The organism is Paenibacillus tepidiphilus (assembly GCF_008635795.1).
GTDB lineage: Bacteria > Bacillota > Bacilli > Paenibacillales > Paenibacillaceae > Paenibacillus_AQ > Paenibacillus_AQ tepidiphilus.
The window spans coordinates 245,941-271,261 of the sequence record NZ_VWRQ01000007.1 but is presented as its reverse complement, the minus strand read 5'-3'; the positions used below and the strand labels follow the sequence as shown (position 1 = coordinate 271,261).

Annotated in this window: 18 protein-coding genes; 10 read left to right on the top strand and 8 right to left on the bottom strand. The window is 58.1% G+C overall.

The genetic code is table 11. The features are described 5' to 3' along the window. The first annotated feature begins 1 nt into the window (after position 1). Positions 2 to 1,219: an ABC transporter permease gene (locus F1379_RS11890; protein WP_150269750.1), complete on the top strand. Its 1,218-nt coding sequence runs from the start codon at positions 2 to 4 to the stop codon at positions 1,217 to 1,219. Between the two features lie 330 nt (positions 1,220 to 1,549). On the opposite strand, the gene F1379_RS30305 is transcribed toward F1379_RS11890, so the two are convergent. The 3 genes from F1379_RS30305 to F1379_RS11880 form a co-directional block, all read right to left on the bottom strand. Continuing rightward, complete coding sequence (locus F1379_RS30305; protein ID WP_209443706.1) at positions 1,550 to 1,660, bottom strand: YjcZ family sporulation protein; 111 nt, start codon at positions 1,658 to 1,660, stop codon at positions 1,550 to 1,552. Between the two features lie 1,225 nt (positions 1,661 to 2,885). Next, positions 2,886 to 4,190 (bottom strand): aminotransferase class I/II-fold pyridoxal phosphate-dependent enzyme, encoded by a 1,305-nt coding sequence (locus F1379_RS11885; RefSeq protein ID WP_150269748.1) that lies wholly within the window; start codon positions 4,188 to 4,190, stop codon positions 2,886 to 2,888. Between the two features lie 147 nt (positions 4,191 to 4,337). Continuing rightward, positions 4,338 to 4,952 (bottom strand): pyridoxamine 5'-phosphate oxidase family protein, encoded by a 615-nt coding sequence (locus F1379_RS11880; RefSeq protein WP_150269746.1) that lies wholly within the window; start codon positions 4,950 to 4,952, stop codon positions 4,338 to 4,340. Between the two features lie 127 nt (positions 4,953 to 5,079). Between F1379_RS11880 and F1379_RS11870 the strand changes: the two genes are divergently transcribed. The 4 genes from F1379_RS11870 (at position 5,080) to F1379_RS11855 (ending at position 9,329) form a co-directional block, all read left to right on the top strand. Continuing rightward, positions 5,080 to 6,936: an aminotransferase-like domain-containing protein gene (locus tag F1379_RS11870; RefSeq protein WP_239004644.1), complete on the top strand. Its 1,857-nt coding sequence runs from the start codon at positions 5,080 to 5,082 to the stop codon at positions 6,934 to 6,936. 75 nt (positions 6,937 to 7,011) lie between these two features. Then, positions 7,012 to 7,797 carry a helix-turn-helix domain-containing protein gene (locus F1379_RS11865; RefSeq protein WP_150269744.1) on the top strand — a complete coding sequence of 262 codons (786 nt, stop codon included), beginning with the start codon at positions 7,012 to 7,014 and terminating at the stop codon, positions 7,795 to 7,797. A 180-nt stretch (positions 7,798 to 7,977) separates the two neighbouring features. Next, positions 7,978 to 8,727 carry a 2,3-diphosphoglycerate-dependent phosphoglycerate mutase gene (gene gpmA, locus F1379_RS11860; protein ID WP_150269742.1) on the top strand — a complete coding sequence of 250 codons (750 nt, stop codon included), beginning with the start codon at positions 7,978 to 7,980 and terminating at the stop codon, positions 8,725 to 8,727. A 209-nt stretch (positions 8,728 to 8,936) separates the two neighbouring features. Beyond that, positions 8,937 to 9,329, top strand: a complete 393-nt coding sequence (locus tag F1379_RS11855) for an RDD family protein (RefSeq protein WP_150269740.1) — start codon at positions 8,937 to 8,939, stop codon at positions 9,327 to 9,329. A gap of 105 nt (positions 9,330 to 9,434) precedes the next feature. On the opposite strand, the gene F1379_RS11850 is transcribed toward F1379_RS11855, so the two are convergent. The 3 genes from F1379_RS11850 to F1379_RS11840 all read right to left on the bottom strand — a co-directional run bounded on the left by F1379_RS11850 (position 9,435) and on the right by F1379_RS11840 (position 13,686). After that, on the bottom strand, positions 9,435 to 11,489 hold the full coding sequence (locus tag F1379_RS11850) for a methyl-accepting chemotaxis protein (protein WP_150269738.1): 2,055 nt from the start codon (positions 11,487 to 11,489) through the stop codon (positions 9,435 to 9,437). 222 nt (positions 11,490 to 11,711) lie between these two features. Beyond that, positions 11,712 to 12,503 (bottom strand): archaetidylserine decarboxylase, encoded by a 792-nt coding sequence (asd, locus tag F1379_RS11845; protein ID WP_150269736.1) that lies wholly within the window; start codon positions 12,501 to 12,503, stop codon positions 11,712 to 11,714. An 88-nt stretch (positions 12,504 to 12,591) separates the two neighbouring features. Then, positions 12,592 to 13,686, bottom strand: a complete 1,095-nt coding sequence (locus F1379_RS11840; RefSeq protein WP_150269734.1) for a YheC/YheD family endospore coat-associated protein — start codon at positions 13,684 to 13,686, stop codon at positions 12,592 to 12,594. 783 nt (positions 13,687 to 14,469) lie between these two features. On the opposite strand from F1379_RS11840, the gene F1379_RS11835 reads away from it, so the two are divergent. The 5 genes from F1379_RS11835 to F1379_RS11815 all read left to right on the top strand — a co-directional run bounded on the left by F1379_RS11835 (position 14,470) and on the right by F1379_RS11815 (position 23,859). Further along, on the top strand, positions 14,470 to 20,286 hold the full coding sequence (locus tag F1379_RS11835) for a WIAG-tail domain (RefSeq protein WP_150269732.1): 5,817 nt from the start codon (positions 14,470 to 14,472) through the stop codon (positions 20,284 to 20,286). A 210-nt stretch (positions 20,287 to 20,496) separates the two neighbouring features. After that, positions 20,497 to 21,345: a glycosyltransferase family 2 protein gene (locus F1379_RS11830; RefSeq protein ID WP_150269730.1), complete on the top strand. Its 849-nt coding sequence runs from the start codon at positions 20,497 to 20,499 to the stop codon at positions 21,343 to 21,345. Further along, complete coding sequence (locus F1379_RS11825) at positions 21,342 to 22,346, top strand: glycosyltransferase family 2 protein (RefSeq protein ID WP_150269728.1); 1,005 nt, start codon at positions 21,342 to 21,344, stop codon at positions 22,344 to 22,346. Before F1379_RS11830 ends, F1379_RS11825 begins: the two co-directional genes overlap by 4 nt. Further along, positions 22,343 to 23,080 carry a glycosyltransferase family 2 protein gene (locus F1379_RS11820; RefSeq protein ID WP_150269726.1) on the top strand — a complete coding sequence of 246 codons (738 nt, stop codon included), beginning with the start codon at positions 22,343 to 22,345 and terminating at the stop codon, positions 23,078 to 23,080. The genes F1379_RS11825 and F1379_RS11820 overlap by 4 nt, the downstream gene beginning before the upstream one ends. 47 nt (positions 23,081 to 23,127) lie before the next feature. Continuing rightward, a complete protein-coding gene (locus F1379_RS11815) occupies positions 23,128 to 23,859 on the top strand; it encodes a sugar phosphate nucleotidyltransferase (RefSeq protein ID WP_150269723.1) in 732 nt (243 codons plus the stop codon). A gap of 52 nt (positions 23,860 to 23,911) precedes the next feature. On the opposite strand, the gene F1379_RS11810 is transcribed toward F1379_RS11815, so the two are convergent. After that, entirely contained in the window at positions 23,912 to 24,808 is an 897-nt protein-coding gene (locus F1379_RS11810) for an AraC family transcriptional regulator (protein ID WP_150269721.1), read from the bottom strand. A 67-nt stretch (positions 24,809 to 24,875) separates the two neighbouring features. Then, a complete protein-coding gene (locus tag F1379_RS11805; protein WP_150269719.1) occupies positions 24,876 to 25,214 on the bottom strand; it encodes a winged helix-turn-helix transcriptional regulator in 339 nt (112 codons plus the stop codon). Positions 25,215 to 25,321: the final 107 nt, after the last annotated feature.

The window sequence follows — 25,321 nt, the reverse complement described above, 5'->3', positions numbered from 1 at the left end:
GATGGACCTGAAGGAGCTCCGCCGCAAGCGGCGCAGCAGGTTCATGGGAAGCCTGCTGCCTTATATGGGCTACATTATTCAAAGCGGTGTAGCCATGGTATTTATTCTGGTGCTGATTATCTTCTCCGCCTGGTATACTTCACTGCTGCGCGATGTTCCGGAGGGCCTCCCGATCCGCTGGATCATGCTGGTGCTGCTCGCCCCGGCAGCGGTGCACAGCGGATTCCGGACCTATCTGCAGCAGCCGGACACGATCTTCCTGCTTCCGCAGGGCCACCGGATGCGCGAGTATTTCGCTCCGGCATGGGTGAGCGGGAATGTCTGGAAGCTGCTGCGGCTGCTGGTTGTGCTCATCACTTTGTGGCCGCTGTACATACGTTCAGAATCTGCACCCCGGGACCTGCTGGCCACCGCACTGGTGCTGGCGCTGGTCAAGCTGCTGGCCAGCTATGGGCTGTGGCGTGAGCTCGCGATGCAGTCCCGCACTGCCGCAAGCGGGTACCAGCTGTTGCGCTGGGCCGTCAGCACGCTGATGGTAGCAGCCTGGCTGTGGCAGACGCCGCTGAAGGCTCTCATCTTCATCGCATTGCTGGGTGCGGCGTATGCCGCTTCGCTGGCGGTGCCGAAACGGCTGTCCGTTCCATGGGAGCGGCTGATCGCCACGGAACGGAATCAGGGCGCGAGAGCGCTGATGGTGCTCGGCTGGTTCGTGGATGTGCCGGGACGGGAGCAACGGGTGTACCAGCGGCGTTATCTGGCCCGCTGGGGAGGGGGCCTTCCCTGGCGCAAAGAGAATGCCTACCGCTTCCTGCTGACCAAGAGCTTCGCACGGGGCGACATCTTCGGCATTGTGCTGCGGATCGCACTGCTTGCCCTGCTGCTGGTCTGGTGGAACCGGGCCAGCTATATCGGCAGCGGCATCTATGTATTGTTCATCTTTCTGCTTGGTATCCAGCTGTCGGCGCTGCGCAAGCTGCACAGCGAATCGTTCTGGCTGACGGTCTATCCCTTGCCGGAAGGCAGCAAGGGCCGCAGCAGTGTAGGGTTTATCAGCCGCTTCCATCTGGTGCTGGCCCTGGTGACCGGTTTGCCGCTGCTCTTCACGCTTAGTACACGGCTGCTGCCGGCCCTTGGCACGCTTGCTGCCGGACTATTGGTATGTTACCTGTTCCGCAATCATTTGCAGCGCAAAGAAGCCGCGCCGGACGAAGACCTGTAGCTTCCGCCGGAGCGACTGGTCACCGCTGATTGCGGCGGTGCAATGTAAAGACGCCTTGAGGAGAATTACTCCGTCAAGGCGTCTTTGTGTAAGGATAAGAAAGTATATCTTCCATGCTGTACTTTATTCTTAGCTTTCTCGCAGAAACGGTTACCGCCCAGTATAGGACGGTAACCGTTTCTACTTGTCCCGCTCTGGCGGGAGGGTGCCACTGTATACCAAGAAGTATGCCCTGCATACTTGCCGGATTGTAGGCTGCCCAGGGAATGCTGTCAACACTGGGAAGGGGAGAGAGCTATGTCAGCTCCCTCCCGGGAATTTCATTCCCGGTTAGACAAACAGTGAACGGCTGATGATGACAAGCAGAATGAAGAGAACCAGGATTGCACCCGTGCTTGTAAATCCGCCGTATCCGTATCCGCCTCTTACTTCTTCGCTCATGTTCATTCCCCTTTCTCGTGAGTGGTGTGCTGTACTTGAGTACACCGTATTGTATGTGCGGAGGGCTAAACGTGTATAGGCTGGTGCCGCACGAGGGGGCGAAAAAAACAAACTGGGCGCCGGAGCCGCCAACTGGCAGGATCATAGCCTATATGAACGAGGATATGTACCGGAGAATCGTTGCAGCAGAGATCAAAGTTAGAATGCATAACGTCACAGTTGGAAAATCGCCACCTAATTTCACTTGTTTGGAGAGAATTACAAGTCTTATTGGATAAACGCTACTTAATATGGGCCGAAATCGACTTCTACACTAAAACCGGACAAATTAAGTAGCGATAATCGAACTAGACTGCTGAAATCCGCAAAAATGGCAATATTAGTGTGCGAAAATCAAACTAGTGCATTGACCGCATCAAATTGTAGCTATGCACCATCTATTTGCGAGTAAGGCTGGAGACGTCCGCACCTACATCTCTTTCCCGTGAACAGGCCGACAAACAGCACAGTCCGGTTAATCAATCCTATTGTAGGCGAAAAATCGACCATAATGGGCTACCGTATAGGTAAATAGGGCAAACGTAGTTGAAAAATCGACCACAATGTCTTGCCGTGGAGGAAAACACACCCATTATAGTCGAAAAACCGACCACAATGGGCTGCAGTGAAGATAGACAGGGCAAACGTAGGCGAAAAACCGACCATAATTCACAAACCAAGCACACCTAACGAAAAGCAGGACAGTACCTTAAAGTTCTCATGTTGCTCTTGTTCAGGGTTAGTGAAAATCCCCACCTAATTTCACCTGTGCGCTAGTGTTTGCATCGCCGAATTGGCTGCTTAGAACGGTTCCAGCAAGAAGTGACTGCATGGGAAGTGAAACGAAACCAGGCTCAGAAATCAGTGCAATGGCACTTTATAACCGAGCAAACTAGAGGGGAATTAAAGCACTTATGTCCTGGAATTTGAATTGGTCAAGGTACTAGTATCAGAGCTCGACCGCCCAGCAGCAGGAGTGAAAAATAAAGGGAGTTACCCGCTATTATTGAAATATTCCCATTTCAATAAGGTAGAGGGAAACTCCCGTTACATTAAGCCATAATTAATTATGCCAATCGTCCCGATCTTATTCAAAGCTTCCATTCAAAGCTTCTATTCAAAGCTTCTAGTCAAAGCTTCTATTCAAAGCTTCTAGTCAAAGCTCCTATTCAAAACTCCTGGCCGCTTAAGCCTTCTCCAAGTCCCGGATACCGGCATATACCATGTCGAACAGGTCTTCAAGCTGTTCTTCCTCAATGCAGGAGAACGCAATGCGCAGGTCGGTCTCGCCGAGGGCGATGGTACCGAGGCCGTAGTTGTGGATCAGGTGAAGCCGCAGCGCTTCGGCGGATACGGTATGCAGCTTCAGGCACATGAAGTACCCGGAGTTGAATGGATAATACGTCCATACGTCGTCGCCGTATTTTCCGCTGTCCAGCAGGGCTTTCACTTTGTTCGCGCGGCCCTTCATGATCTGGAACTTCTCTTCCTTCTGGGCCGGGAAGTCCGGATTCTTGAGTGCATCCAGCACAAAGGTCTGGGACGGATGGGAGCCGCTGGAGATGGTGGCGCGGATAATGCCAAGCGTCTTCTGCTCAAGCGCGGCCAGCAGATCCTTGTCTTCCGAAGCGAAGGTTATGAAGCCGACGCGGAAGCCCCACACGAATTCCTCCTTGGTTGCGCCGTCCACCTTCACGGCAAGCACACGCGGATGGAGACCGGCCAGACGTCCGAACAGCGATTCCTTCAGCGAATTCTCGAAGAACAGACCGAAATAGGCGTCGTCGCTGACGACAACCACGTTGACGCCTTCTTCCGCAGCGCGGAGAATGGCGGCCACGATGGCCTCGCCTTCTTCAAGGCCCGGGGTGTAGCCGGTAGGGTTGTTCGGGAAGTTGAGCAGCACAACAGCTTTGCCGCCGCGGTCCTTCTGGGCCAGCAGCGCTTCCAGCAGCCCGTCGCTGTTGAATTTCATATCTTCGGTGAACAGCGGGTAGTTCACCAGCTCGCCGAGCCGGCGGATGCCGAAGGTCAGTTCGTAGTTCTCCCAGTTCTTGTCCGGATAGATGATCGCGTCGCCCGCTTCGACGAACAGATCGGCCACAATGCTGAGCCCGTGGGTCAGAGCGTTGGTCGCAACAGGATTGCCGAAGGATTTGCCTTCCAGGGACGGATTCTCGCGGAGCATCTTTTCCCGCCACACGGTACGCAGCTCCGGTTTGCCGGCAGGCGGCGCATAGCCGTATAAGTCTTTGGGGCTGTATGCGGAGAGCTTATCCTGAATTACGGCAAGATGCATTGGCATCCCGTTCTCCGTAGCGATTCCGATCGTCGCGTTGTATTTCTTCGCATGGGCCGTCGCTTCTGCGGATTGACTCAGGATACCCTCTTTCGGAAAATAAATCGCTTTGCCCAGGCTTGAGAGCATGTCATATACATGCGGGTTGCCTGCCTTGATGCTTTCGTTCAATTGACCAGCCAGTGGATTCATCAGTGGTTTCATCCTTCCGGGATTTATCTGGGATATACGTTAACATTGCCTAACATTATATCACCGCACTGCAGAGCCGTCACTGATCAAAGCCGCCTTTTTGAAAATTGTTTTGAGAAAATTTGCAGCACGGCAAAGCTGGACTTTTCAGCTGTGAAAAGGGCAATACCGCTTCATCATTTCAACCGTCTCCGCGTCGCGCTCCCCGCCCCGTTCCTCCAGCCTGCGGATAATGCCGGAGCGTGCCTCTTCCTGCAGATTCTGGCCGAACTTGAACTTGGCCGTCAGCTCGTCAGGCACGATGCGGACGACCGCCACCGCCTTGAGCGCCGGGCGGTAGCGCGGGTCCTCGGGGTCAATCGGCGCATAGCCGCCCTCAGGCTGCAGCTTCTGCATGAACAGCGACATGGCGGCCGCCTTTTCGGCCAGATCCAGTACCTTCTCGGCGCGGCCGAAGGCGGTGACGCTCTTGAAATACGCGGTGGCGGGACAGGCCATCTCCGGGTCGCTGAAATAGGAGGGAATCAGCGCGAACTCATCGGCCACGGTGAAGCAGACCTGCGGGCGCCCGGCGATGGCCTCCATTTTGCCGCCGGCATGGCTGCCGTGGAAATAGAAAATGCCGTCTTTATAAACAAAATTTAGCGGCGTTACCCGCGGATTGCCCAGCTCGTCGCCTGTGCCAAGGAAGCCGAAGCTCATTTTATCCAGAAACGCTGTAAGCTCCTGCTCATCTTCTACCTTAAATTCTTGTCTGCGCATGATGCAAACACGCCCTTTCCGTAAATTGCATTCAGCATAATCAATAAATTGACAAAGAAAAAGGACCGGTTTACATTATTTTTATTGGTCCACTTACTGAAACCTGCCGCAGGAGAGAAGGGGAAGGATGAACTTTACACTCGCGTTCGACCAGTATCTGGCGGTGTACCGCCGCAAATACCTGGCTCTGTACCATGCGCTTCGCGCGGCTATTCTCGACGGCACCCTGCCGGGCGGGACCCGGCTGCCTTCTACCCGCAAGCTTGCGGAATACTACCAGGTGTCGCGGGGCTCGGTCTCGCAGGTGTACGACATGCTGCTGGCCGACGGCTATATCCAGGCCGAGATCGGCCGGGGCACCTTTGTCTCGCCGCACAGCTTCTTTCCGGCCGCCGGGGCGGGAGAAGAAGCAAAGTTAGAGGAAGCCGGAGCATCCGGCGGCGGCCGCTGGAACACGCCCGCAGAAGAGGCCGGAGCGTCCGGTGACATAGGCGGGAAGACTGGGCCGGAGGGCGCAAGCGTACCCGGCGGAAGCGGCCGGCGCACAGCGCAACAGGCCGGGACGTCCCACGGCAGTGCCGGGTATCCGGTGACGCACGGCTGGAGCACGGCGCAACAGGGCGCCAGGATGTCCCTCGCCAGCGGCGGGTATCCGGAGACGCCCGGGCGGAGCACAGCGCAACAGGGCGCCGGGACGTCCCCCGGCAGCGGCGGGTATCCGGTGACGCCCGGGCGGAGCACAGCGCAACAGGGCGCCGGGACGTCCCCCGGCAGCGGCGGGTATCCGGAGACGCCCGGCCCAAGCGGAGCGGCGCCCGCCGCCATCCGGCTATCAGCCTGGGGAGAGCGGCTGATGCAGCGGCAAGCGCCGCTCCGCGAAGCAGCGGCGGAAGACCGCATCAGCTTCCGCGGTGCGGGGATGCCGATGGAGCATTTCCCGTATGCCGAGTGGCGGAGCGCGCTCCATTACGCGGCGGGCAAGGGCGGCGGGCTGCTGGCGAGCGGCAGCCCGGCCCAGGGCGATCCCGGCCTGCGGCAGGCGATCGCCGCGCACCTGCGGATTACGCGGGGCATCCGCGCCGAGGCCGGGCAGATTGCCGTGTTCAGCGGGTCGATGCAGGGCATCGTCCTGCTGACACAGCTGCTGCTGGATGCCGGCAGTCCGGCGGTCGTTGAGGACCCCGGCTTTCACGGCATCCGCCGCGCGGTGGAGAGCGCGGGCGGGCGCCTGCTGGCGGGCAAGGTGGACGAAAGCGGCCTCCAGCCGGAGGAATGGGAGGCGGGGCTGCTGTTCGTGACCCCGAGCCGCCAGTACCCCACCGGAGCGGTGCTGCCGCTGGAACGGCGGCGCCAGCTGCTGGAGTGGGCCGGCCGCCAGGGCGCTGTCATCGTCGAGGATGACTATGACAGCGAGTTCCGCTGGGCCGGCCGGCCGATTGAGCCGCTCAAGGCGCTGGACCGCGAGGAGCGGGTCGTCTATGTCGGCTCGTTCACGAACAGCATGTTCGCCGGGCTGCGCCTGGGCTACGCTGTGCTGCCGCCCGCGCTGGTGGCGCCGGTGACTGCCGCGAAGGCGCTCTATGAGCCGCAGCCTGCCGGCGCGCTGGAGCAGCGGGCTTTGGCGCGCTTCATGGCCACAGGCGGCTACAGCCGCCATCTGCGGCGGCTGACGCGTCTCTACGGTGAGCGCGCCCGCCTGCTGCGCAGCCTGCTGACAGAGCGGCTTGGCGGGCTGTTCGAGCCGCTGCCCGGTGATGCCGGGCTGCATATCTATGCCCGCTGGAAGCGCAGTGCGGCCGAATTCGCCGCCTTCTCGGCTGCCGCCGCAGCGCGGGGCGCCGATTTCCGCGATGCCGCGCTATACCGGATGAGCCCGGGGGAGGACGCAGTCTGCTTCTCGTTTGCCCATCTTCCGCCGGAGGCGCTGCAGGAAGGCATCAACCGGCTTCTTGCAGCCTGGAATGATGTACAAAATCGGACATGACAAGGTATGATGGAAAGAAAAGCAGGCAGGCTGTTTCAGCCTTATGCCAATCGGAAACATTCAGGAGGGAGCAATATGCTGCATGCATCGCCGTCCTCTTTTGTCATTCTGCCGTCCCTGGCCAAGATTTTTTGCGAGCCGGGCTGGAAATGGCAGAAAAGAGAGAAGCCGCTGCAAAATTATGATTTATTTTATGTCTGGAGCGGGGAAGGCACGGTTGTGCGCAGCGGGGAGCCTTTTCAGGTCAGCAAGGGCAGCTGCTTCCTGTTCCGTCCGGGTGATTACACCCATGCCACGCATAATCCGCAGAAGCCGCTGGTCATCTCCTATATTCATTTCGATGTGACTGAGCCGGTGACGGAAATTCCCCAGCCTTACCGCGTGCTGCAGGAGACGGTGGAGTTCGAGCATCTGCTCGCCCGCTACGTCCGTCTGTTCCTGGTCAAGACTTATGCTGCGGAAGAAGAAGGGCGGCTGATTCTCAAGCAGCTGATGATCCATCTGCTGCGGGAGGACCGCATGGTGCCCGTGGAACGGCATGTCAGCAACCAGCTGTCCGAGGTGATCCACGAGGTCGCCAACTATGTCAGCCAGCATCCGGGACTCGCGCACCGGGTGGAGGACCTGGCGGCGCGCGCCGGTCTGTCGCCCCGTTATTTCTCGATTAAATTCAAGGAGATTACCGGCTCCTCGGTGCAGTCCTATGTCATCCGCGCCCGGATCGAGCGGGCCCAGCATCTGCTGCTGTACGCGGGGATGAACGTGACCGAGGTGGCGGACGCACTGGGGTACCGCGACATTTTCTTTTTCAGCCGCCAGTTCAAGCAGCATACCGGCAAGAGTCCGTCGGAAATCCGATAGGCGCATAGCTGGCGCGAGGTTCAAGGTCCAGGGATTCCCGGGGACGCTTTCTGGGGAATAATAAGAAGTAGGCATGACGGCTCCCGCTCCTGCGGTGAGGCCGTTTCTTCTGTTTTATCGAAGAGTACATCCCACGTTGTTCGAAAGCCTCATTACATTCGGGAGAAGGAGAGAGAGAGCATGTACGAAATCGTGTTGATCCGCCATGGCGAGAGCGAATATAACCGGCAGAACCTGTTCACCGGCTGGAGCGACCCCGATCTGACGGAGAAAGGGGTGCAGGAGGCGAAGTCGGCCGGCAAGCTGCTGCGGGAAGCCGGGTACACGTTCGATCTGGCCTTTGCCTCTGTGCTGAAGCGTTCGATCAAGACGCTGAATCTGGTGCTGGAAGAGATGGATCTGCTGTGGATTCCGGTGCAGAAATCCTGGAAGCTCAACGAGCGCCATTACGGGGCGCTGCAGGGTCTCAGCAAGACGGAGACCGCGCTGAAATACGGCGAGGAGCAGCTGCATATCTGGCGGCGCAGCCTGTCGGTCCGCCCGCCGCTGCTGGAGCCGGACGATCCAAGGTATGCCCGTAACGACATACGCTATAAGGAGGTACGGCCCGGGGATATTCCGCGCGGCGAGAGCCTGGAGGATACGGTGCACCGGGTCGGAGACTTCTGGGGCAACCGGATCATGCCGCTGATCCGCAAGAAGGAGCGGGTGCTGATCTCGGCGCACGGCAACACCCTGCGGGCTTTGATCAAATATATGGAGGATATTCCGGAGGCCGAGCTGCTTAATCTGAATGTGCCCACCGGGGTTCCGCTGGTGTACAAGCTGGATGAGGACGTCAAGCCGCTGAGCCGGTTTTATCTGGGCGAGCCGGAGGAGGTACAGCAGAAGGCCCGCGAGGTGGCCAACCCGAGCAAGGTGACGGAGTAGGGCGTAAACCGGTGGTGGGCATATCACCGGGAAAGTCAATTTTGGTGCTGAGGGGTTTCTGGAAAGCTTAGGCTTTTGCAGAAACGCCTCTTTTTAATATGGAAGGTTTATGATATAATGGACGGCCCTTGCAAATAAATGGTGAAATCTCCTATTCCATAAGGTATGATGAAAGTTGCTATTGACGAGAACATGGGGGGGAGATTAACATGCAAGCGGGCTTTTGGATCAGATTTGGAGCGGCGCTGCTGGATGGCATTATCATTGGTATACCTTTGGGCGTTCTCAGTTACATCATGACCGGCGACACTGGCAATGACACGGTGAGCGATATATTTACGTTCTTATATTCAACGCTGCTGCCTGTATTCTGGCGCGGATATACGGTCGGGAAGCGGCTGTGCGGAATACAGATCCGAAGAGTCAGCGACCATTCTCCGCCGGGAATCGGAACCATGTTACTGCGCAATGTAGCGGCAGGTATCGTGTATGCCGTGACTTTGGGAATCGGCGTCATCGTCAGCGCGTTCATGGTCGGGCTGCGGGAAGACAAGAGGTCACTGCATGATTTTCTTGCGGGAACCGAAGTGGTCCAGAGTTAAATGCGTTCATGTCTAATTCTATATTCTGTACCCAAAAAGCCCCGCCTGTCCAGGACTCGCTGCCGAGTCTGCAGGCGGGGCTTCGCTGTGCGGGAAAGGCCGCTCTTACTCCGTCTTGAAGCGGGAGGAGGCTTCCGCCAGCTTGGCGGTCAGGCCGTCAATCGTTACGACCATCCCGGACAGCCGCTGGGCCATTCCGGACTGCTCCTGCATCGTTGCGCTGACTTCTTCGATGGAAGCGGAGACTTCTTCTCCGGAGGCCGACAGGTTCTGCGTGGACTCCAGCATCTCTTCCTTGTCCTGCTGCATTAGGGCCAGGTCTTCGGCCATGCTGCGGATTTGCTCCGTAATGTCGGCCACATGGCCATGAATCACAGTAAAAGCGCTGCGGGTCCGGCCCACAAATTCCTCCTGCCGGGCCGAGATTTCCCTGATCTCCTGCACGCTCCGGTAACTCTCCTGGGCAAAGGCCAGATTCTGGCCGATAATTTCGTTGATCTCCCCAGCCTGCCGGGCGCTTTGCTCGGCCAGCTTGCGGATCTCGGAGGCGACTACCGCGAAGCCGCGCCCGTATTCGCCGGCTCTGGCTGCTTCTATGGAGGCATTCAGCGCCAGCAGATTGGTCTGACCTGCGATGGCGTTGATCGCATCGGTGATCTGGGCGATGCTGTCCGAGCTGTGCTGCAGCTTTTGCGTGATGACCGAGATGTTCTGCACCTGCGCGTCATTGTCACCGCTGATCCGGGAGAGCTCCTCGACGACCCGGCTGCTGTCGTGGAAGACGGTAATAATATCGTCCGCCCGTTCCTTGACCGATTGGGCCCGCCCGTTCATTGAGACGAACTTCTCGCCAAAGCTGGCAAATTTATCGACAATCATCTCGGTGTCGCCCGCCTGCGATTCCATTGCTTTGGCGATTTCCGCCGCCCCGGAGGTGGTTTCGTCAATCGATTGGGCCGTTTGACCCGCAGAGCTTTCCAGTTCTCTGGTGCTTGCGCCGAGCACGGCAATGGAGGTGTTCATATCCGCGATCAGCGCGCGGTTGTGCCGGACCATCGTATTGAAGCTGTCCGCCAGCTGCTTGAATTCGCTTGTGTAGTTGCCCTTGGCCTCCACGCTGAGATCGCCGGAGGATATGATTTTGAACAGCCTGCTGAGCTGTACCAGCGGCCGCGTAATGGAGCGGGAGATGAGCAGACCGAGCGCAACGGACAGAAGAATAGCCACAACGGCGATACCGATGATTTTGAACAGCATGTCTTCAATCGGTTCCTGAATATCCTCGTAAGAATCAATGACCGCCACCACCCAATCCGCATCGGGGATTTTGTTGTAACGGAGATATTCGGTTTCCAGCTCAGCCTGGCCTACAATGATTTCGCCCCCGGTGTCCATTGCGAGCAGCGATTCCGTACCTTCCGGCTTGGCGCCCACCTGGGCCGCATCCTTGGAGTTGTACATCACCGTTCCGCTACGGCTCAGAATCTCAATATGTCCGGAATCGTTGATCTCGATGTTACCCAGCTTGTCCGTGAAAAAGTCCGAATTTACGTTGGTGGAATAAACCCCGATCACTTGGCCGTCATTATCTTTAACCGGATAAGAGAAGGCGATGATCAAATCGCCGGTACTTTTGGAGAGAATTGCATCGCTGATGAAGGGCTCCCCCTGAATTGCCTTCTGAAAATATTCACGGTCTGACCGGGATTCGCCGATGGTTTCGGGTTTGCTGCCCGCAACGATAGTCCCTTGGGAATCCAGCACGATCAGAGATTGGACGCCGTGCGAGCTTGCGGCAACCTCTGCCAGCTTGGCATTGACGAGCTGAGCGGGAGAGGAATTGCCCTGGAACATCCCACCCTCCGGCCCCGCGCCTTCCCCATTTGGCTCCAGCAGTACACGGAATAATTCCTCGGTGGACATAATGAATGCGGCCTGGCTTTCCAGCTGTACGGCAGTCCAGAGATTCTCGCCGATCCGGTCGGCGTTGGCGTTGATTTCATCCTTGCTTTTGTCCAGCATAAGGCCTGATCCAAGCTGGTAGACCGATATAGATATTGTCAGCACGATGGCAATGACGAGCAGAGCGATCAGTCCGGGAAGTTTAATCCGGAGCGAACTATTTTGTAATTGATGAATCCAGTCCTTCAGCTTATCCATCTGCAATCTTCCTCCTGATGTCACATATATCTTTTGTTTATCGGAGGGTTACATTGAAAAGTATAGAGGGAATATTAACCAAATTTAAATTTTGAAATATTGATCAGACATGTTCGAGCGGGGGCTTGTAATAGGAAAACATAGGGGAACATGGAGGGACATAAAAATAAGGCATTCCCGCCTTTCAGCAGTGAATGCCTTATCATCATGCCGGTTAACGTGTTAATCCAGACGCTTCATCGTTCCGAGCAGTTCGCCCATTCTCACCTTGGTGTCGCTGGTCAAATCCGGTCTTGGGGTGAACGTGCCGCTCTCCAGCAGCAGGACGACGGTTGAGCCAAATTCGAAATAGGCCAGGTCATCGCCGATATTCCAGCTCTCCGCCTGCTCATCGGAGTAACGGATACTGCTGACATTCATCGCGCCGACCTTTACCACCGCCGCCTCTCCGTCCGCACCGGCGATATAGGTAATCAGCCGCTCGTTGCGGCTCAGAACATTCTTCATATGGGTCATGCCGAATTCATTGACCGGATAAGCGCGTCCGCGGATATAATCACTCTCCACCTTGCGGCCGCTGATCGGGGCGTGAATCCGGTGATAGTCGGTAGGACTTAAATACAGCACGAAAAAGAAGCCCTTCTTGTAAGACTCCAGATGCGGAGAATGATTGAGCAGCTCTTCCAGCCGGTAATCCTGGCCCTTGACGTTCATAATGGTGCCGGAATCCAGCTCACCCATAGCGGTAATCCGTGCATCCACAGGGCTTGCGACCAGGCCGTCTCCGCCGGCGACCGGACGCATTCCCGGCTTCAGCCTCCGGCTGAAGAACTCGTTCAGCGAATGATATTGGCCGGGGTCCTTCTCCGCTTCGCCGGCCGGAATCTGATACATACGAATAAATGTGGGGATTAATTTACGGCTAAGTCTGCTATGGGAAAAAGCGCCCATCAACCGGGACAGCCATCTGTATGAGGACAGCTCGGTCATCAGCCGCAGCAAATGTTTAACCATGCCCATCTCCCTTCCATGATGCAGCACAAAGGTCCCGGACCCGGGACCTCTCCGCTCTGCATTATCTTGACATAGAAATGGAGACAAATCAATAACCGCTGTACAATGCCGGGTGATCGAGCAGCTGGCGGGCATAGCCCATCGGCCTGCGGTAGCTGTCCTTCCAGACCCCGTCCAGACCGGCTTTACGGAAGCCGTAGCGCTGGTCGCGGGCGTTGCATTCAATGAAGTAGATCCGTTTGTCTACGGTGACGCCGATATCCAGGCCGATGTCGGCCAGGCCGGGAAGGCTTAATGACAGCTCCCGGGCGACGGCGAGGCTGAGCGTGGCGACGGCGAGGCGCAGGCGCGCCGCTTCCGCGCTGCCGAAGGCTTCCTCCAGCGCCATTGCGGGCGGGAGTGCTTCGCCGCCGCGGGCGATATTGGAGACGAAGCTGCCCGCCGCCGCCAGCTTGGCGAACATGCCGGTAACCTGCCAGTCGCCGCCCCAGCCGCGCTGGACCGTTACGCGGAGATCGAAGGGGCGCCTGTCGATTTCGGCCAGCGGCACGCGTTCCTGGACGACATAAGATACTTTGGAGAGCCTGGCTTTGAGCGAAGCCGGCAGCGCGGCCTGCCTGACGCTGGCCTTAATCCAGCGCCTGCCGCCGGCCGGCCGGTAGCTCCACCTCCAGTGTCCCCCTCCGGCGCTGGTCAGCCGCATCACCCCTTGACCGACGCTTCCTCTGCTCGGCTTCAGAATCAGATCGGGGTATTCCTGCATCATTTCCTTCAGTCCGGAGTATCCCGATGCCGTAGCTGGGAGGAATTCCCTCAGCGCTTCATTTTGCTCCAGCAGCCCGTGGATCTGGTCCTTGCCGTAGCGGTTGCATGTATTGTAAACCATAAGGCCCTGCCGGATGAGGCGCTCCACGCCCCGGCTGTTCTGGTCGTAAATTGCCCGGTTGTGAATGACCGCCGGAGTGGGAACGACCACAGTGCGGTATCCCTCGGGATGTTTTAAGTAAGCTATGCAGAACCCGGATTCCGTATCGATATCGGACAGCTTCAGAAAGCAGGGGATCAGTCCGAAGGCTGCGGCGGCTTCCTCATAGTTGGCAAGTGACTCCTGTCCCGTCTGGAGCCGGGGGACACCCCGGTGCATAGCGGCGTTTAGCAGTATTCCAACGAGCTTGTGCCCCATGTTTTCTTCCTCCCGTTATCTTCTGACATTTCTGCACGGATGTTCCCCTTTCTTCCCCTAGTGTATGTTTGTACGGGGTTGCTAGGATGGACGAATGTGCGGCGGCAGATGCCCTTTTTTTGTGCTGACACAGGTACAGGCGAGACGGCAGGGGGATGCGGGAATGCCCTGTTGTGCCGGTACAGAGCCATCTGCCGCATATTGGACCATTAAAGGTGAGGGATGCTTGCGATTAGAGTGCTCTCTTGAGAGAGTACCCGGGATTCTGGAAATGTACGGGGGAACAGGGGATGGTTGAAGGAAACAGAACCGCCGGACTCCTGAATGTAGTCGAAAAATCGACCACAATATGCTGTCGCGAGGGTAAACGGGCAGGATGTAGGCGAAAAAACGACTACAATGTGCCTCTGCGAGGGTAAACGGCCGATTGCGAGATTGTAGTCGAAAAAACGACCACAATGTGCCTCTGCGAGGGTAAAAAGGCCAACTGTAGTCGAAAAAACGACCACAATGTGCCTCTGCGAGGGTAAACGGGCCAAATGTAGTCGAAAAAACGACCACAATGTGCTGTCGCGAGGGTAAACGGGCCAAATGTAGTCGAAATATCGACTACAATCCACTTTCGGGGGCTAACCAAGTAATCCGACTGAGGCGCAGCAGCTATTACTTTACTTTGTGGAGAGTGCTTGAGGGTGATTCGTGGGGCTTTGCCGGGGTGTCATTCGCCCACTATGCTGCATATGATGCCAAGGAGAAACATCAGATGGAAGGAGGAGACTGCTTGTGAAGGGCTCCAGAAAGAACAACCGCGGTTACAAAAAAAGACTCTATATTGTAGATAATCCGAGAACTGAAGAACTGAGCATGCTGGAAAGCAGTCCAAGGATACAAGGGGGGCAGACGTCCGCGGTTGGCATTACGCGGGAGGCGAAGGCATCTCCGGAACATACGCCTGCAGCAGAAACGTCTGCAGTGCAGAATTCTGCTGCACCGGCATCAGGCACCGAGGCTTCGGCCGCGCAAGCATCTGCAGTGCAAACGGAGGAGCAGGAGCAGACTTTGCTGATCAGCAGCACGGAAGTGGCGGAACCGCCGCTGCAGACCGATGTGTCCAAATTAGAGCGGCAGCAGGAGGAGGAAGCAGCTCTGGTTGTTCAGGCGGAGGCTGTGCTTCCCTTGGCAGCAGCGGCGGCGCAGCTTCTCCCGGAGAGGGAGCGTCTGCAGAAGGTCTACACCGACGATCTTTCGGATGCGGCTGTCACTGGGCAAAAAATCGCTCCCCGCACAATCGACGGCTCCAAGCTGAAATATGGTATCATCGGCAGTCCCTGGCTGCAGGATTATGCGGTGCAGGGCATCAATATCGCGGACAAGGCGATTACTTCTTCCAAGCTCGCTCCAGAGTCTGTACTGGGAGAGCACCTGGCAGAGGGCAGCATCAGTGGGGGTAAGCTGCTGGACCATTCTATCGGCGGCGAGAAGCTAAAGAACGGCAGCATCGGTCCGGAAAAGCTGGCAGACCGGATTATCGGCGGTGAGCAAATCGCTGACCGGGCCATTGGCAGCCGTCATCTTTCCGAGCTGGTGATTACGGGTGAACTGCTCGAGGATGGTGCAGTGACCGGTGAGAAGATATTGACCAGCAGCATCGACAGCCGCCATCTGGTCAACGGCAGCGTTGACCGCTCCAAGCTGGCGGATCACGCGGTTTCGGGCGAGAAGATCGCCGACGGTGAAATTGGCGGTGCGAAGCTGGCAGAGGGCGCCGTCGAAGGGCATCATCTCAGCGACGGGATCATTACGGCGAAGCATCTTGCGCCAGGAGCAATCGGCAGGGAGCAGCTGGCAAACCGGCTCATCGGGAAAGAGCAGATCGGCTCCGGCGTCATAGAAAGCGGACATCTGACCGACGGTGCGGTCGGCTCCCGGCAGCTCGGAGATAAGGCGGTGCGCAGCCATCATCTCAGCCCTGACAGTGTAAATGCCTCGCACATCGCCGACGGGGAAATTGTCAGCCGCCATCTGGCCGACCGCAGTATTTCTTTTGTCAAACTTGCGGAGGGTGCAGTGGGCACTGCACAACTGGTGGAACAGTCGATCACTTCCTCCAAAATCGCCGATCAAAGCATCCTGGGCACCAAGCTGGCGGATGAGGCGGTGATCAGCCGGCACATCGCGAAATCCGCAGTGCGCAGTCCACAAATTGCCATGCAGGCGGTCGGCCCGCTTCATCTGCAGCGTGAGGCTGTCGATCATTCCCATCTCGCTCCGCACTCGGTCGGCTCCGGCCATATCAAGGAGCAGGCTGTGCAAACGGGCCACCTCGCCTCCGGTGCGGTAACCGGCGAACAGCTCGCCGGGGAAGCGGTATTATCAGAGCATTTGCGTCCGCAGAGCGTGACCACTCCGAAGCTTGCGGATGGTGCGGTCAACACGGCAAAGCTCACTGCCGGGGCGGTAACATCCGCTATTATCAGCAAGGAAGCGGTAAATGGCGAGCATATTGCATTCTGTGCCGTGGAGGAGCGGCATCTGGCCGACTCCAGTGTCAGCGGACGGGTGCTGAAGGAAGCCGCAGTGGATGCGGAGCATCTGGCACCGGGCGCCGTGGAGCGCCGTCATCTGGGAGAGAACAGCGTGAGCGCTTTTGCACTGCAGGCCGGTTCGGTCTCTGAAGAAAAGCTGGCTGCGGGCTCGGTCAAGGAGATTCACCTCTCAGCAGGAGCTGTTCAGCCCCATCATTTGGCCGACTACGCCGTAACCTCACTTAAGCTATCTCCGGAGAGCGTCTCGACCGATAAACTCGGGGACCTGTCGGTGACATCCGGTAAGCTGGCCGACGGTAGTGTGGAATCTGCCAAACTTGCGTCTGCAGCAGTAACTGCCGAGCATCTGGCGGCCGGGGCCGTCGGACCGGATGCCCTTGCCGATACCTCCGTGCAAGGTAAGCATTTGCTGCCCGGAAGCGTCAGCGGCGCGCATATCCGGCCGATGACCATCGGTAACGGGCATATCCTACCGAATGCCGTCTCGTCAATTCAAATTCAGGATGGCAGCATCAGCGAAGCCAAGCTGGCGGATGAGGCTGTTTCCTCCCGTCATTTGCAGCAGGGTATCGTCAGCGGGACCCATCTGGCGGATGATGCAGTTTCAGGCCGCCATGTCCGCCCTGGCGAGATCACCCTCGATCATCTGGCCGAAGAGGTCCGAAGTGCGGATCTGCTGCCCGACGGCAGCCTGGGAAGCGAGAAACTGGCGGAAGATTCGGTAGGCTCCCTCCAGTTGGCTCCAGGCAGTGTAGACAGTGACCATCTGGCTCTGGAAGCGGTAGAGAACCGCCATATCAGCCCCGGCAGCATTTCGCTGAAGCATCTGGCACAAGATGCGCTGACCCCTGAACTGCTGCCTGACGGCAGTGTCGGCAGCAAGAAGCTGGCAGCCGGAGCAGTCGGCTCCTTCCATCTGGCTCCCAGCAGTGTATATGGCGGCCATCTGGTTCAGGAAGCGGTAGAGAGCCGCCATATCCGGCCGGGAAGCATAACGTTGAAGCATCTGGCGCAGGAAACTTTGACTCCCGCATTGCTGCCCGACGGAAGCCTAGGGGGCGAAAAGCTGGCGGGAGGAGCAGTCGGTCCCTTGCATCTGGCGGCTGGAAGTGTAAGCGGCGACCATCTGACTCAGGACGCGGTGGATGGCCGGCATATCCGTCCTGCCAGCATTACACTGAAGCATCTGGCTGAGGAGACACTGACTCCTGACCTGCTTCCGGACGGCAGTATTGACGGCGGAAAGCTGGCAGAGAACGCGGTCGGCCCCTTTCAATTGGCACCCGGCAGTGTATACGGTGACCATCTGACCCAGGAGGCGGTGGAGAGCCGGCATATCCGTCCCGGCAGTATTACGCTGAAGCACCTGGCTGAAGAGACGCTGACTCCCGATCTGCTGCCGGACGGCAGTCTTGGCAGTGAGAAGCTGGCGGAAGGTGCAGTCAACGCTGCCCAGTTGGCTTCCGGCAGTGTGCATGGCGATCATCTCACCCGGGAAGCGGTGGCAAGCCGCCATATCCGTCCTGGCAGCATCACACTGAAGCATCTGGCGCATGAGACACTGAGTGCCGAGCTGATTCCGGACGGAAGCCTTGGGGGCGAGAAGCTGGCAGCTGGCTCAGTCGGTCCCTTCCAGTTGGCGCCCGGCAGCGTGCACTGCGATCATCTGACCCAGGAAGCAGTGGAAAGCCGCCACATCCGTCCCGGCAGCATCACCTTGCAGCATCTGTCCGAAGAAGCACAGCCCCGCGAACTGCAGGACGGCAGCATCACCAGCGAAAAGCTGGCGGCCGGAGCGGTAGGCTCCAGCCAGTTGGCGGAAGGCGCGGTGGGCGCTGAGCAACTGGCATCTGGCAGCGTGCATGGCGATCATCTGACCCAGGAAGCGGTGGAGAGCCGTCACATCCGCCCCGGCAGCATCACCTTACAGCATCTGTCCGAAGAAGCGCAGCCCCGCAAATTACAGGACGGCAGCATCACCAGCGAGATGCTGGCGGCTGGAGCGGTAGGCTCCAGCCAGTTGGCTGAAGGAGCAGTGGGCGCTGAGCATCTGTCGCCGGGCAGCGTGCACGGCGATCATCTGACCCAGGAAGCGGTGGAGAGCCGTCACATCCGCCCCGGCAGCATCACCTTACAGCATCTGTCCGAAGAAGCGCAGCCCCGCGAATTACAGGACGGCAGCATCACCGGCGAGAAGCTGGCGGCCGGTGCGGTGGGCGCTGAGCAACTGGCAGCCGAAACGGTGGGCTCCAGCCATCTGGCGAAAGGCGCAGTAGGCGCTGAGCATCTGGCGCCCGGCAGTGTGCATGGCGATCATCTGACCCAGGAAACGGTGGAGAGCCGTCACATCCGTCCCGGCAGCATCACCTTGCAGCATCTGTCCGAGGAAGCGCAGCCCCGCGAACTGCAGGACGGCAGCATCACCGGCGAGAAGCTGGCGGCCGGTGCGGTAGGCTCCAGCCAGTTGGCTGAAGGAGCAGTCGGAGCTGAGCATCTGGCATCTGGCAGCGTGCACGGCGATCATCTGACTCAGGAAGCGGTGGAAAGCCGCCATATCCGCCCCGGCAGCATCACCTTGCAGCATCTGTCCGAAGAAGCACAGCCCCGCGAACTGCAGGACGGCAGCATCACCGGTGAGAAGCTGGCGACCGGAGCGGTAGGCCCCAGCCAGTTAGCTGAAGGCGCAGTAGGCGCTGAGCATCTGGCATCTGGCAGCGTGCACGGCGATCATCTGACCCAGGAAGCAGTGGAAAGCCGCCACATCCGGCCGGGCAGCATCACCTTGCAGCATCTGTCCGAAGAAGCACAGCCCCGCGAACTGCAGGACGGCAGCATCACCAGCGAGAAGCTGGCGGCTGGAGCAGTAGGCGCTGAGCATCTGTCGCCGGGCAGCGTGCACGGCGATCATCTGACCCAGGAAGCAGTGGAAAGCCGCCACATCCGGCCGGGCAGCATCACCTTACAGCATCTGTCCGAAGAAGCGCAGCCCCGCGAATTACAAGACGGCAGCATCACCAGCGAGAAGCTGGCGGCCGGAGCGATAGGCTCCAGCCAGTTGGCTGAAGGTGCAGTCGGCGCCAAGCACCTGTCGCCTGGCAGCATCACCTTACAGCATCTGTCCGAAGAAGCGCAGCCCCGCGAATTACAAGACGGCAGCATCACCAGCGAGAAGCTGGCGGCCGGAGCGGTAGGCGCCAAGCACCTGTCGCCCGGCAGCATCACCTTGCAGCATCTGTCCGAGGAAGCGCAGCCCCGCGAACTGCAGGACGGCAGCATCACCGGCGAGAAGCTGGCGGCCGGGGCTGTAGGTTCTGAGCAACTGGCAGCCGGAGCGGTAGGCTCCAGTCAGCTGGCAGAAGGCGCGGTAGGCGCCAAGCACCTGTCGCCCGGCAGCATCACCTTGCAGCATCTGTCCGAGGAAGCACAGCTCCGCGAACTGTCAGACGGCAGCATCTACAGCGAGCATCTGGCGGATGGTGCGGTAGAATCCCGGCATTTGCAGCCGGAGAGCATATACGGAGATCACTTGGTCGATGGCATTCTTGAAGAGCGGCACCTGCTTCCCGGCGTCATCGGGCTGACGCATTTGGCCGATGAGGTCCACGAGAAGCTGTCGGCAGGCGGCACGGGCACAGCTGAATTGGGGCCGGATAGCATTCAGGACCGTCATATCGCTCGTGAAGCCGTTCATGCACAGCATCTGGCCAGAGGAGCGGTACATCCGGAGCATCTGTCCTTCAGCCCGGTGCAGAGTGCCGGAAACCGCGGTGTATTGCAGCAGTTCGGCATGACCGCCTTTATGTTCAGCGGCAGCGCCGAGAGTGTGGACGTTACAGTATCCTTCGATGAGAATTTCGGGCATACGGGATATGTGCTTGTGGCGATGACCAACCAGCCGTTCTTCCATGCTTCCCTGAAGAACCGCTCCGGCGGCGAAGCAGTCATCCAGGTGAACCGCCTGCGGGAATCCCCGCATTTCTACGGGGTGCTGTCCTGGATAGCCCTCGGCTCGCCGCTGACGAAATCCTCCGCCGATCACCGTATCTTCGATTAACCTGCCGTTTGCATGCCAATCAGGCGCAGCCGCCCGCTGCGCCTGACTTTTTTGTTATAAGGAAATATACTGTGCCGGGGTGAAAGAAGCGGGGGCTATTGTCCTTATTTTATCGAAAAGTGAGACACCCGCCGTTACCCGGTTCAGTGAAATACATAGACTGTGATGTAACTCCCCGGACCCGGTAAAGACGCCCTGCAAGGAAGGTGGATGAGCTTGAAGCATAAACGAACATCCGCCCGCCGCACAGGCCGGCGGATCTTACGCGCAGCGCGGCGAAGTCCCCGTCCGAAACGGAGTGACATCGCGGTGTCCCCGGGCAATCATCCGGAGCCGTATGTCTCTGTCATCATTCCGGCAATGAACGAGGCCGGGACCATTGCCGGAGTCATTGCGGAGGCCCGGAAGGTTCATCCGCGCTGCGAGGTTATTGTAGTGGTCAACGGCTCGACTGACAAGACAGCGGACATCGCAACGGCAATGGGAGCGAAGGTGCTGTTGTTCCGGCAGGCGCTCGGGCATGATGTCGGCCGGAGTGTCGGTGCCGAAGCCGCCATAGGTGAAATTCTGTTATTTACGGATGGAGATTTGCCGGTAACTGCAGCCCAGCTGCGGCCGTTCGTGGCCGCCATAAGCAGCGGGGCTGATGTGGCGCTTAACGATTATTCCGGACCGGTCCGCAGCGCCCGGCCTCATCCGGTAGTGCTTTCCAAGCATGCGCTTAATTTGCTGCTCGGCCGCTCCGACTTGAAAGGCTGCACCTTGACGGCTGTCCCCCATGCCCTTAGCCGCGGTGCACTTGATGTTCTCGGGTCGTCTATCCTGTCCAAACCGCCGTTAGCCCATGCGCAGGCGGTAATGGCGGGGCTGCAGGTACAGACCGCGCAGCATGTTCCGGTCGGTAAGCTGAATGCCGTCCGCCGCAAACGGAGAGGAATCGATCCTCTGCAGGGAATAGTGGTGCAGGATCATCTCGAGGCGCTTGCCCGGGTGCTGGAACACCGCGGACCAAGAGCCGGCTTCAGCGACGGCACCCGGCGAAGGGAGATGGTAAGGTGACGATATCCGGTACGAAAGCTGCATCCGGCAGCGGTCGCAGGCTGTCGCTCGGCGTCAGTGCCGTCTCCCGCACAAGGGCGGTGGCCGGGTCCCGGGCCGCCTCCCGTCCGGCAGCCGGCAAGGCCAAGACAGCGGTCCGCCGCAGCGCTTCCTCCCGGCAGGGCCGCCGCAGCGGCGCAGGCAAGCCGGCTGCCGGACGTAAGCCGGGAGCCGGCAGCCCGGCCCGCCCGCTACCCGGACTCAAAGGCGCACTGTCTGTTATCATCACCGCCAGGAATGAGGCGGATACCCTGCCGGGTCTGCTGAAGCAGGTGGAACGCCTAAGCCCGGCGGAAATTATCGTGGTGCTTAACGGCTGTACCGATTACAGCTATGAGCGCTCACGGCTGTGCCGCAAGGCAATCATCGTGCACTGCCCGGAATCGGCCGGCCATGATGTGGGGCGGGCGCTCGGAGCCAAGCTGAGCCGGGGCGATATCCTGCTGTTTCTGGACGGAGACATGAATATGCCGGCAAGCAAGCTGGCCCCCTTTGCGCATGCCGTCGACGGCGGGGTGGATGTAGCGCTGAATGATCTGGACGGCCTCCTGCCGCCCTTCGGCCTCAGCGACAATGTGACCCGCTGCAAGCTGTATCTGAACGCCGTACTGGACCGGCAGGATCTCGGGGCCAGCTCGCTGACCGCCGTCCCGCATGCCTTGTCACGGCGCGCGCTGGAGTGCATCGGCTGCCGTGAGCTGATGGTCCCGCCTAAGGCGCATGCCCTCGCGCTTATGAAGGGGCTGCGGGTAGAGAAGGCGGGCGCGGTGAATGTAATCAAGCATAACCGGCTGCGTGAGAGCAATACGGGGGCCGGCAATGCAGTGGAGCAGCTGATTGCCGGCGATCATGCAGAGGCGCTGCATGAAGTGCTAAGGCAGCGTCAGCCCGCCGTCCCGCAGTCTCCCGCAGGGCAGCTGGAAGAGCGGCGGCGGCTCGCGGCATGGAGGAACCGCATATGACGATGACCAGCATTGTAATCCCCACCTACAACGGACTCGGCCTGCTGCGACCTTGTATAGAAGCGATTAGAGCCCATACCGCAGTCCCCTATGAAATCATCGTCGTCGACAACGCTTCGGAGGACGGAACAGACCTGTACTGCCGTTCCGATAATATTACATTTGTGTCGCTTCCCGAGAACCGCGGCTTTCCGGCGGCCTGCAATCTGGGGCTGCAGCTGGCTTCGGGCGATGAGCTGCTGCTGCTCAACAACGACGTCATCGTGGCGCCGGGCTGGCTGGATAATCTGAAGGCAGCGCTGTACAGCGCTCCGGAGGTTGGTATTGTCGGTCCGGTCACCAACTATGCCAGCGGGCTGCAGCGGGTGAAGACCCATTATACGGACCTGGCCGGTTTCTATGAGGAAGCGCGAAGAGCCAACGTGCAAGACCCGCGCAAATGGCGGCAGGCCCGCAGATTGGTTGGCCTGTGTTTTTTGTTCAAAAGAGAGCTGCTCGAGACGGTAGGCTTGCTCGATGAGCGCTTTTCGCCGGGACATTTCGAAGACGACGACTACTGCTACCGCGCCAGACTGCGCGGCTACCAGCTGCTCATTGCAGGAGACTGCCTCGTACATCATGAAGGCAGCGCCAGCTTCAAGGAGCATTATGCCGAAGTACTGTCCGAACTGCTGGAGCGCAACCGGAGATTGTACATCGAGAAATGGCAGATCGATCCGGCCCAGTTCATTTGAAGACTTGACCCGAAGGCTAAAGACACAGATAAAAAGGAGGAAAGTAAGTGAAAGGAGTCATATTGGCGGGCGGAACAGGAACAAGACTTTATCCGCTGACCCGGCTTATGAACAAACATTTGCTTCCGGTCGGCAAATATCCTATGGTGTGCTACGGCATCGACCGACTGCGCCGGGGGGGTATAACCGATATTCTCCTGGTCATCAGCAAGCAGTCCGCGGGGCAGTATACGGATTTTCTGGGAAGCGGGGCGGAATTCGGCGTATCCCTGACCTACAAAATCCAGGAAGCCGCCGGCGGCATTGCGGAAGCGTTGGAACTGGCGGAGGGCTTTATTCTCCCGGGTGAACGCTTTGTCGTGCTGCTGGGTGATAATCTCTTTATGGATGATCTGACGCCTTATGTGGAGAAATACATGCAACAGCCGCAAGGCACGGCCAAGGTGCTGCTGAAGCCGGTGGAGGACGCGCGCAGATACGGCGTTCCTGTATTCGACAGCGAGGACCCTTCCTTGATCACCTACATTGAAGAAAAGCCGGAGCATCCCCAAACGCAGTTCTGCGTTACCGGCATTTATATGTACGACGAAGCCGTATTCGATATTATCCGCCGGGTATCGCCTTCCCAGAGAGGCGAACTGGAAATTACCGACGTGAACAATCTGTATGCCAAGGACCGCAAATTGACCTATGACGTGCTTCAGGATTGGTGGAGCGACGCCGGAACCTTCCAGTCGCTGCAGGAAGCCGGTGAAAAGCTGAAGGATACGCTGCCTTAGGGCAGCGTTTTTTTGAGCATTATTACAGTTTGGCATCACTTTGTGGGGGAATCTACGATTTACCGCTTTTACGGTAATCCTTTGGACAGGTCCCCATAATTCTGCGGAACATCTGGCGGAAATGCGTCAAGTCACGGTAACCTGTGCTTTTTGCGATATTTTCGATGGTGTCTCCGGTTTCCAGCAGCAGCCGGCAGGCTAACTCGATCCGTTTATGCTGCAGGTAGCCGGAGAAGCCCATCCCGGTCAGCTGCTGAAACCTCCGGATGAAATGTCTGCGGCTTAAGCCGGCCTCCGCCGCCAACCGCTCAAGGGTCAGAGGTTCGGCGATATGCTGGTTGACGTAGTCAAGCAGTCCGGACATGTCCCGATGCATTCCACTTATTCCCGCTTTGCCGCTGTATTCGTCCGCCGCTTCCATCTGCCGGGAAATTTGCACCGTCAACTGCAGCAGAATGGAGAACATGCTTGTCTCATAACCCGCTTTTTGCTCTTCGAACTCCCGGTGAAGCTGCTCGAACGGCTCCCGGAAGCGCATCGCTTTATCCAGTAAGGCAATATGACTCCCCGGCTCACCGTCATAAATCGACCATAATCCGCCGCTGCTGCTGTAGGACGAGAGCCAGCTCTTCAGCATCCCGATAAACCCGGGCAGGATGCACAGGTTATAGACAATAAGGCTATTCTTGCCTGAAGTGTCGCCGGGGCGAAGGATATGAGAGGTACCGACCGGCAAAATATACAGGCAGCCTTTGGAGGTCCGTTCCATGCTGCTTCCGACGTAGTGATAACCTTCGCCCGACATTACATATACCATCTCCAGATACTCATGTTCATGTTCCCGGAGTTCAAAGCCTTCATTATAACGGTTTACGAACAAAGGGAGAGACCCCCGGAAATGCTCCGAGACCGGAGAGTGATGGACCGGGGCTTTTTTGGCTTTGTTCATAACTCGGCTATTCTTAACATCTCCGTCTGCTTCCATCAGGATCGCTTTCCCCTCTTAAATACATGCCTTATTTTCTTTCAATGGTGTGGATGTTCCTTTCTCCCCAGGCAACGATGGCCTCTATGAGCGGAACTAATTCCCTCCCTGATAAAGTTAGCGAGTATTCCACGCGCGGAGGGATCTCGTTGTACTGCTCTCTATGCACGATTCCGTTTTCAATAAGGTCTTTGAGGCAGTTGGTGAGCGTGGTGCCTGTAATGCCGTTAAGTCTCCTTTTTAATTCATTATACCGGATTCCTTCTCCCTCGCTTAAGTGAGCAAGAATAGGAAGGTTCCATTTGCCGCCGATCACATGAAAGGCAAACGTAGCCGGACAAAGCTGTTCTAAATTCAGCTCGTATTTCATACTAAATCCTCCAATAGTATATAAATTATACTAGGTATTAAAAATAATAGTACTTGTTCATAAGATTATACGCAATATAATCATACTATACAAAGGACAATAAATCA